The sequence below is a fragment of the Ruegeria sp. YTSA168 genome, from assembly GCF_059610045.1.
In genome coordinates this window covers 1-7,178 of the sequence record NZ_JBXWMW010000028.1, presented here as the reverse complement: position 1 = coordinate 7,178, position 7,178 = coordinate 1, and the positions used below count along the sequence as shown (strand labels likewise).

1 protein-coding gene is annotated in these 7,178 nt (G+C 55.5%); it reads left to right on the top strand.

From position 1 onward, the window contains the following. The first annotated feature begins 596 nt into the window (after positions 1-596). On the top strand, positions 597-6,965 hold the full coding sequence (locus AC2FFE_RS20755) for a choice-of-anchor I family protein (protein ID WP_496847599.1): 6,369 nt from the start codon (positions 597-599) through the stop codon (positions 6,963-6,965). Positions 6,966-7,178 lie beyond the last annotated feature (213 nt).

Here is a 7,178-nt window from a genome sequence, read left to right as displayed (position 1 = left end):
GCCGGACACACGACTGCATCTGACAGACGCTCGTATCAGCTCAAAAAATGTCTTGCTATGCAGGAGCCATCCACACAAGACCTTCGAGATGCCCAACGATCATTCGAGTTGCCGGGTTGTGATTTAATGTCGGGTCTAGGCAGTGAACCTCCGATGGATTGGAACGGATGTCCTATTGTTGAGTGTGGAGAGTCCCGCAGATGCTCATAAGAACGAAGCGCCTCTGTACTTCCGGAGCTCATGAGGCGTGTCGGTGTTCAGCCTTCTGCGGGGAAAGCCGATGGTTCACTGAGGTTGTGAAATTGCCCTCTTTTCCAATGCATCAGTAACGTATCGGCGCTCTGGATGTCACCTCGTTGCTACGCTGTTCAGCACAATGCAGGGTTTGCACGTATTGGATCGACGGCCTTCGTGCATGCATTGTACTGCTGGCGATCACCACTCTTCCACCGTGTCATCTTGTTGTTTCAAAAATGTTAACAATGTGACGCGTTTTCTTCAAACTGTGATGAAATCTTACACCTCGTTGTCTCTCGTCAGGCTGCGAGCCCCTTAGCAAACTGACATTCACATCATGGATTTTGAAAGGAATATCGATGAACGCTCTGATCAGCGAGTTTCAGCCCAATCCGGCTGGGTCCGACCCGTCAACACAGACTATTGAATTGTACGGAACGCCAAATCAGAGCTTTTCCGGCTGGCTGCTGAGTATCGAAAGCGACGAAGGATCGTCAGCCGGAACTGTCGATCGCGCTTTTCAAGTGAATGGTGTGTTTGATCTGAACGGAATTCTAACCGTATCGGTTCCGGACCTGGAGAATCCCAGCTTCACCTATGTTCTGGTGGATGAGTTTACGGGTGTGGTCGGTGACGATTTTGACACTGACAATGATGGCGTTCTGGACGTTGATCCCGCGACTTTTGGCATCAACACCGTTTTTGACGCAGTCGGTGTTCCAGACAATGAAACAGATGAAAGCTTCGTCTACGGTGCTCAACTCGGCGGTGTTGATTTTGCCTTTACCGGGGCCGAGCCACAGTTGATTTTTCGCAGTGGATCTGATGGCGATTTCTTCGCTGTCAATACTATTGGCGACACCGAGGTTTTTAACACCAGCGGCGTTTCGATCAGCGTTGATGAGTTCACGACTGACCCGGCTATCGCCGACACACTGGGTACAGTGAACCCGACCTTTTTGGCCCCGACCAGCGCTTTTACGCTGGAGCTGTTGCACATTGCGGATCAGGAGGCATCGACCAGTGCCATCACGAGCGCACCGAACCTGTCTGCGGTTGTGAATGCGCTGAAAGCACAGGATCTTGGCAATGACGGGATCGAGGATAATACGCTGTTCCTATCCTCGGGCGACGCTTTCATTCCCGGCGTGTTCTTTGGTGCCTCTGAGGTGCTGTATGGTGCCGAGGGGATCGCGGACATTCAAATCCAGAACGAACTCGGCGTGCAGGCCATTGCGCTTGGCAACCATGAATTCGATCGTGGGCCTGAACTGCTGGCAAGCTTGATCGATGGAAGCGCGGGCGATGGCAGCACCATTCTGGGCGGCGACTTCGCGGGCGCGGCCTTCCCGTATTTGTCCGCGAATCTGGATTTCTCGACCGAGCCCGCGCTGGCCGGCCTTGAGGTTGCTGGCGGACAAGCACCGCAGGCAAACTCGGTTACGTCATCCGTGGTCATCGACGTGAACGGTGAGAATATCGGCGTCGTCGGAGCGACCACGCCAACTCTGGCATCGATTTCCAGCCCCGGTGGCGTTGGTGTCTCACCCGCGCCATTCGATGCGACGCCAACGCCGGACCAGTTGGATGCGCTGGCGGCCGAAATTCAGGCTGAGGTGGACGCGCTGCTGGCAGCGGACCCGACGTTGAACAAGGTCGTTCTGCTGGCGCATATGCAGAACCTTGATATCGAGCTGGCCCTGGCCGAGCGGCTTACGGATGTAGATATCGTCGTGGCAGGTGGGTCAAACACACGCTTGTTTGATGATAATGACAGACCGCGCGATGATGACAGTGTACAGGGCGAGTATCCGCAATTTGTGACCAATGCCGGTGGCACACAAACAGCAGTTGTGAATACCGACGGCTCTTACAAATATGTTGGCCGGTTGGTCATCGATTTCGATGACGAGGGCAATATCATCCCAACGAGCTATGACTCGGATATATCCGGTGCTTACGCAACGGATGATCAGGGCGTTGCCGACTTGAATGCGGAAAACCTGGTTGATCCTGAAATCCAGCAGATTGTGGATGAGATTGAAGCGCAAATCATCGCTGCAGAATCCAATGTGTTTGGTGTGTCGAACGTTTTTCTGAACGGCAACCGCTCGGGGACAGACGATCCAACCGATCCCGATGGTGTGCGTACGCAGGAAACCAATCTGGGCAACCTGACCGCCGATGCCAATCTGGCGATTGCCAAGGAAACGGATGCTGATGTTCTTGTCTCGATCAAAAACGGTGGCGGTATTCGGGCATCAATCGGTGAAACTGTAGTGCTGCCCGGTGGCACCTCGGCCACGCGTCTGCCGAATGGTGAGTTGGTCGACAGCGACGGAAACGTTATCAAGCCCGAAGGTGGTATCAGCCAGAACGACATTCAGACCACATTGGCCTTCAACAACGCCCTGACCCTACTGACCCTGACCAAGCAGGAGCTTGTGGAGGTGCTGGAGCACGGCATCAGCGGCTTGCCTGGTGTGGCGGGCTCATTCCCGCAGGTCTCGGGCGTCAAGTTTGCATTCGACCCGGACCTGCCTGCGGGCGAACGTATCCAGACTGCGGCGATTTTCGACGAAGACGGAAATCTGGTCATGGAACTGGTTGAAAACGGTGAAATCGTTGGCGATTCGACGGAAACAGTACGCATTGTCACACTGAACTTCCTTGCGGGCGGTGGAGATGGCTATCCGTTCCCGACCGGTCCCGAGGCCGAACGTCTGGATCTGAACGACCTGGACGGTGACGGCGTGGATGACGGCAACCTGACCGGCGATGCGACCTTTGCAAGTGATGGTACCGAGCAGGACGCACTGGCCGAGTATCTGAACGACAATTTTGGCGATGCCGCCAATGCATTTGACGAAGCGGATGTTGGGCGCGACAGCGACGGGCGCATTCAGAACCTGAACTTTACAGACGACACAGTGCTGGACGGAACCGAAGAACCGGCACCTCAACCCACCGGAGAAATCCTGTTCGACACCCTGGCGATCTTTGAGGGCGAAGGTGGAGACGGTGCATCGGAGGTGGTCGCGCATGAGGATGGCAAGCTCTACGTCACAAACGGAGAGCAAGGCCGGATCGACATCTTCGAGATCCCGGAAACATCAGGGGCCGCCAACGAGTTGGCCGCGACAATCGATCTGACTGGTTTGGACGGCTATGACGGCGTGCAGTCGGTTGCGGTCAAGAATGGTGTTGTTGCAGTTGCGATTTCAGTCGCGCCGATCGAACAGACAGTGTTTGGCCAAACAACCATGCTGTCACAACCCGGATTTGTCGCGCTGTTCGATGCCGAGACTCAGGAACTGATCTCGACCATCGAAGTTGGTAACCTGCCGGATCAGTTGACGTTCAACGAAGATGGCACGCAGCTGTTGGTTGCCGGTGAAGGCGAAAAGAACGACGACAGCGACAATGACGACAACCCGCTGGGTACCGTCGCGGTCATCGACACAACGGACCCAGCTGCTCCAAGCGCGCAGATACTGGACTTCACCCAATTTAACGGTCTGGAAGAGCAGGCCCGCGCAGCCGGCATCCGCATTCAGGACGGTGTCAGCTTTGCTGAAGATATCGAACCGGAATACATCGCGATCAGCCCGGACGGTACCACCGCCTTTGTGTCGCTGCAGGAAAACAACGCGATTGCCAAGATCGATCTGGCGACCAACACGGTCGTCGATGTGTTCTCACTAGGCACGGTCGATTTCAGTGGCGAAAGCGCGCTGGACCCCAACGACAACGGAGAGATCGACATCACCAATTTCGATAATCTGGTTGGCTTCCGGATGCCGGATGCGATTGCCTCGTTCGAGGTGAATGGCCAGACTTACATTGCCACAGCCAATGAAGGCGACAGCCGCGGTTTTGACGAAGCGCGTGTCGAAGATTTGGCCGCTGCAGGTTTGATCGACCCGAGCGTTGATATCACTGGGCTGGAACGTCTGGAGGTTTCGACCGTTGATGGCGACACCGATGGCGATGGAGACATCGACGTTCTGCACACTTTCTCTTCGCGCTCGTTCTCGATCTTTGATGCGGATGGCAATCTGGTGTTCGACTCGGGTTCCGATTTCGAAGAAATCATCGCCGAGATCGCGCCTGAACGCTTCAATGATGACGATGGCGACGATGGAGAGGACCGTTCGGATGCCAAAGGCCCCGAGCCCGAAGCAATCACCATTGGTGAAATTGGCGAGAGCACCTATGCCTTCATCGGGCTGGAGCGGGACAGCGGGATCATGATCTATGACATCTCTGACCCAGCAAACTCCACCTTCGTAAACTACATCCCACCACTGCATGTCGATAACGCCCCTGCAGGCGAACCGGCGCTGCATTCGCCCGAGTTGATCACATTCATCCCGGCGGATGAAAGCACAACCGGCAACGCTCAGATCGCTGTTTCCTACGAAGTGTCGGGGACCACAGCTGTTTACGATCTTTCCGAGCTGAACCCGATCACCACGATCATGGACATTCAGGGCGAGGGCCACATCTCGGACTATGATGGTGAGGTTGTGACAACCAAAGGCATCGTTACGGCAGTCGACAGCAACGGCTACTACCTTCAGGACGCAGAAGGTGATGGCAATACCGCGACCTCGGATGGCATCTTTGTCTTCACCGGTTCTACACCAACGGTTGTTGTTGGGGATGAGGTGAAGGTCAACGGCGAAGTGTCGGAGTTCATTCCAGGCGGTGCCGGAACCGGCAATCTGTCGATCACTCAGATCAGCGCGGATAGTGAAGAGGTGCTGTCCTCGGGCAACACTGTCGAAGCGGTCGTTCTGGGTGCCAATGGCCGTCCGATCCCGACCGAGGTGGTGATTTCCGAAGATGAGCTGCCGGTGAATCTTCAGGAAGAGCCCGGCGAGTTCGATCCTGAAAACGACGGGATCGACTTCTATGAAAGCCTTGAAGGGATGCTGGTCACCGTCGACAATCCCGTAGCGATCTCGGCCACCAACCGGTTCAACGAAACCTGGGTCGTCGCTGATGATGGGGAAGGAACAACGCCGGGCCTGAACGATCGGGGTGCACTGAACCTGAACGCCAATGCTGACGGGTTGGGCGATCTGAACCCCGAACGGATCCAGATCCAGTACGACAGCGGATTGCTGCCGGATGGGTTCACACCGCCCGAACTGAATGTGGGTGATGACCTTAGCAGTGTGACTGGCGTCGTGGGTTACGGCTTTGGCAACTACGAGATCAATGTCACCGAAGAATTCACCGTGGAAGAGGCGAGCTCGAACACGGCTGAGGTGACCGAGATCGCGGGTTCCGAAAGCGAACTTACAGTTGCGACCTACAATGTGCTGAACGTCACGTCGAACCCGGATGACGGTGATGCTGATCAGATCGCGCAATTGGCGCAACAGATCGTCAGCAATCTGGGAAGCCCGGACATTCTTGCACTGCAGGAAATCCAGGACGACTCGGGCGTCACTGATGACGGCACGCTCAGCGCGGATGAAACGCTTCAGGCCATTGTGGATGCCATCGTGGCCGCTGGCGGACCTGAATACAGTTTTGAAAGCGCTATTGTCGACGAAGATGGCGAAAACGGCGGCGTTCCCGGCGGCAATATCCGCAACGCGTTCCTGTACAACCCTGATCGGGTCGAGGCGAACGAGTTTGTGACGCTGGAAAGCGACGTGTTGGCAGAGATGGGTGTGTCCAACCCGGATGCATTTGAAGGTTCGCGCGATCCGCTGCTGGGGGTCTTTACCTTCAACGGGCAGGAGATCACGCTCATCAACAACCACTTCTCGTCCCGCTTCGGGTCCGAGCCGATCTTCGGTGGACCGCAGCCCTTTACACAGGGTGGAGAAGCCGAGCGTGAAGCACAGGCCAAGGCGATCAATGAAGTTGTCGACAGTCTGCTTGCGGAAGATGGTGAGGCCAACATCGCAGTTCTGGGCGACCTCAACACCTTCGAGTTCACGGATGAATTGTCCGAGGATTTGCCGGGTGTCGGTGAGGAGAAGGTTCTAACTAACCTAATCAACCAACTGGAAGGGGACGAAGCCTATACCTTCATCTTCCAGGGTAATGCTCAGGTGTTGGATCACATTTTCGTCTCGGACAGTCTGTTGTCCGGTGCCAATGTTGATATTGTTCACGTCAACAACGATTTCGCCGATTTTGCCTCGGATCATGAACCGGTTGTGGCGAGCTTCACGCTGGAAGCGCCGGAGCCGGTGGAAGATCAGTTCCTGGTCGGCACACGCCGTGGCGATGAACTGACCGGCGACAGCGGGGATGACGTCATCGTGGGTCTTGCAGGCCGTGATGTCCTGAATGGACTGGCCGGAGATGACTTTATTCTCGGTGGACGCGGAGCTGACAAAATCGATGGCGGAGATGGTGACGACTACCTCTCCGGCGGTCGCGGTCGCGATCTTATCCACGGTGGTGCAGGAGACGACATCATCGATGGTGGACGCGGGAAGGACATCATGGACGGAGGCGCGGGCGATGACCTGTTCATTGGCGCCACAAACGCCGACATGTTCGTCTTCTCTGGCGATTTCGGATCGGATCAGATCATTGGTGATGGTATCGATTTGGACAACCTGATCTTCCAAGACACCGACATGAACGATATCGCCGTCGAAGAAGATGATGGCAATCTGCTGATCACGGTCAGCGGTATCGAAACCTTCGGGACGGTCACGATCTTCGATACCGACAACAGCCTGCAGATCGTCTGAGAAAAGGGGGCCGGTGCATCTCAAAGGGTACCGGCCCTTCATGCTTGAATACAAAGCTGATTTGTTCTCAAGTATTTTAAACGGATTTGCTACACAGTTGTCGGAAACCAAGACTATTTTGCACTGCAGCGAACGACCTGTGTGGATGGCTCCTGCATAGCAAGACATTTTTTGAGCTGATACGAGCGTCTGTCAGATGCAGTCGTGTGTCCG

Excerpts from the sequence above, each read along its gene's own strand:
- AC2FFE_RS20755 (WP_496847599.1), top strand. The coding sequence starts at position 597 with ATGAACGCTCTGATCAGCGAGTTTCAGCCCAATCCGGCTGGGTCCGAC.